Source organism: Streptomyces sp. NPDC052107 (assembly GCF_040680215.1).
In the GTDB taxonomy this organism is placed as follows: Bacteria; Actinomycetota; Actinomycetes; order Streptomycetales; family Streptomycetaceae; genus Streptomyces.
The window spans coordinates 1-3,189 of sequence record NZ_JBFAWG010000224.1 but is presented as its reverse complement, the minus strand read 5'-3'; the positions used below and the strand labels follow the sequence as shown (position 1 = coordinate 3,189).

Sequence of the window (3,189 nt, the reverse complement as noted above, 5' to 3'; positions counted from 1 at the left end):
TCCACCTCCACGCTCACGCAGCCCCACCAAGATGGGCAGAACCCACACCGAGCCCCACGGTTCGCATAGGTTCGCTTAGCTGATCAGCGACGCTGCAGGTTCCACATGATCGAGCCGCCGAGCGGGGCCAGCGCAGCCACCCGCAATCACACCCCGACCGCGCCGTCGATCCGTTCGCGGATCAGGTCGGCGTGTCCGTTGTGACGGGCGTACTCCTCGATCATGTGGATCAGCACCCAGCGCAGGGAGACCGTGCCACGCCAGGGGTCCTGGCCCTCGATGTCGAGATGTGGAGCTTCGGCGACGAACGCTTCCGCGAAGGCGACTTCGGCGCGCCAGGCCGCCCAGGATGCCGCCACGACCTCGGGGTCGGGGCCGGCCCCGTCGAAGTCACCCTCGGGGACGTCCGTGGAGGAGAAGCACAGCTCGACGTCGTGCCCGGCGAGCACGGCCCGGAACCAGCGGCGTTCCACGTCGGCGAGGTGCCGGACGAGGCCGAGCAGGGAGAGCGAGGACGGGGACACGGACCGCTTGGCCAACTCCGGCCCCAGTCCGGAGCACTTCAGCTTCAGGGTGGCCCGCTGTGCGTCCAACATGGCCACAAGCATGCTCCGCTCGTCACCGGTCGCGGGGCCGCTGAACCGATTCTCGCTGCCGGTGCCGGTGAACAGTTCGATCCGTCGGTCGGGAATCTTCATGCCCACATCATGACCGCCGGGTCACCGCCCCCAAAACCCGCAGTGGGTTTCCGGGACTTGAGTGCGGACTGGCACGGCTCGGGCCGGTGGACAGGGCGGGCGGACCGGCGGTGGAACGTCGCGAGCGAACAGCTGGATCACCGGCATCATGGGCGCCGGTCCCGCTCTTCCGGCTCTACGCCCTTCCCGCACCGGTCCCGTTCCCGGACCGGGCCACCACTGACGACGCACACGCCGTCCCCGAACAGTCTGCCAGCGGCATCATCGTCGGGCTGTATCAGCGCTGACCACGACGGTCCGAGCCCCGGCGCACTGCCGCTGTGCAGGCGCGGCGGCGCAGCCGCGGCATCGTCGCAGACAGCGATCACGTCCCGGCGTCACCGAGCGCAGCCGACGTCCAGCACCTCGACGACGTCGCCGTGGATCGTATACACCAGCCAGCACCACTCCCCGAACGCGGCAGCAAGGTCCGGCGCGCGTGTCTCGTTGTCGTCGGTGACCACGCTGATGAGCATGATGATCTCTTCGTGCATCTCGTCCGGCACATCGAAGAGCACGTCCGCGGCCCTTTGGATCATTTCGACTTTCATGGCACCCCCCGAGCGAGCAGGAGCGGCAGGGTTCGGCGAAGCCGAGGACTCCGGGCTGCGCTCGATGTCCGAACAGAGCCCACACGACCACCGTAAACCTGGCGATGTCCATCGTCGTCGAGGGACGGCAGGCGAGTTCGGTCAAGGCATCCGGGAACCGCGCCGACTCGTGCGGCCTGTGCAACAAAGCCCACACCAGTCACATGGCCCCCACCGGCCGACCTCAGGGAACCTCGACGGCGAGGTCGTCCACCACAGCCCGCAGGCCACCCTCATGCCGTTCCGCCGCACGCCTCTGCCGCGCGGAGCCGGACCCGTGGAGCTGGACATCGCCCAGCCAGTCGCCGACCCGCCCGTCGTCGCCGTGCCGACTGAGGTGTGGCTCGACCCGTTTCCACAGCTCCTCGATCAGCCGGCCGACGGCCGTGGGAGCGCAGTCACCGGTGTGGGTGCCGGGCAGCGTGCCGACGGGGCCGTGCCGGGCAGCCTGCCAGCACGCCGCCCTCAGCAGCAGGTCCGGGACGTCGGGCGCGGGTTCGCCGGAGCGCCCCACCTCCACGGCGTGCCCGACGAGGGCACGGACGAGCAGCGCGTAGGCGGTGGTGGTCCTGGCGTCGGGCATCACGTCCGCGATGCGGACCTCGATGGTGGGAAGGTGCGCCGAGGGCCGGACGTGCCAGTAGACCATGGCCGGATCCAGCGCCGCCCCGGAGGCCACGAGCTGGTCGACGACCCGTTGGTAGTGCGCCGCGTCGCGCAGGTGGGGAGGAGGTCCCGCCGAAGGCCACCGGCTCCAGACCACCGATCGCCAGCTCGCGTATCCGGTGTCCGCGCCGTCGCTGTACGGGGAGTTGGCGGTCAGGGCCAGCAGCAACGGCATCCAGCCCCGCAGGTGGTTGACCGCCCGAACGGCATCCTCCCGGTCGGCCACGCCGACGTGCACGTGGCAGGCGTTCGCGCCCTGCCCGTGAACCACGGGCCCGAAGCGGCGTGCAAGGGCCTGGTACCGTGCCCGATCGAGGACGGGCGGCGGCCCGGAACGGCCCAGCACCGCCACGCCACTGGGCACCAGCAGGCAGTCGTGCTCGGCCGCTGCGGCAGCCGCGCCCGCGCGTAATCGAAGGACTTCGGTCTCCACTTCAGCGCCGGTACGACACACCCCACTGACCGTCTCCACCTGAGACTGCGACAGCTCGGGTGTGACATGCGCCCCGCCGAGGCGAGCACGCGCGGCACGCACCACGGGAAGAGACCTGCCGACAGTCGACCTGCTGCGCCGGTCGGCCAGCACGAACTCCTCCTCCACACCGACCGTCGGCGGTGCGGCCGCCGCCGGCGAGCCCCCCGCCCCGCCGGCGGCAGCGGGGGTCACGGCATCAAACGGCTTTGGCACATCCAGCCCTTTCCGAAAGACACGGGACACCGGAAACCACCCGTCGCCGGCTCCGCACAGGTCACGTTCACCTCCTCACGCACCCGCGCCCACAAGCCCACTTACTGCCGGAACAACGAGTGGGAACCGTCATGCTGAGCCTTCGAGCGAAGCCCTGCAAGCGGTTGCCAAGCCACGATCACAGCGCGCGGACAGCCCATGGCCGTGCCGCTGTCGGGGACCGCAGACCGCAGCACCGCGGGTCTGCGGTAGGCCCAGACCCGGCAACCACCAGGGCAGTCCGTCAGCAGAGCAGGCGCGACGCGCGGCGAACCAACGACACTTCCAGCCGGTGCCGGCCGCTTCCGGACGAGCAGCACGGGGAGGGAGGGACGCCTGCAGCCGCGAGGCGCTCAGCTTGATGTGTCCGACAGTTCTCGACGACGGCCGAACCCTGACCCTCTGACGGCGTATCAAATCTGACCCACTTGGTGATCTTCATCTGACCCTGGCCTTGGTGATCAAGGTC

The 3,189-nt window shown here is 70.0% G+C and carries 3 protein-coding genes; all 3 read right to left on the bottom strand.

Annotation, left to right across the window (positions count from 1 at the left end):
• Positions 1–146: 146 nt before the first annotated feature.
• Complete coding sequence (locus AB0M27_RS47160; protein ID WP_365732370.1) at positions 147–698, bottom strand: DinB family protein; 552 nt, start codon at positions 696–698, stop codon at positions 147–149.
• Positions 699–1,075: 377 nt separating this feature from the next.
• A complete protein-coding gene (locus AB0M27_RS47155; RefSeq protein WP_365732369.1) occupies positions 1,076–1,276 on the bottom strand; it encodes a hypothetical protein in 201 nt (66 codons plus the stop codon).
• 235 nt (positions 1,277–1,511) lie between these two features.
• A complete protein-coding gene (locus tag AB0M27_RS47150; protein WP_365732368.1) occupies positions 1,512–2,660 on the bottom strand; it encodes a glutamate--cysteine ligase in 1,149 nt (382 codons plus the stop codon).
• Between the last annotated feature and the right edge of the window lie 529 nt (positions 2,661–3,189).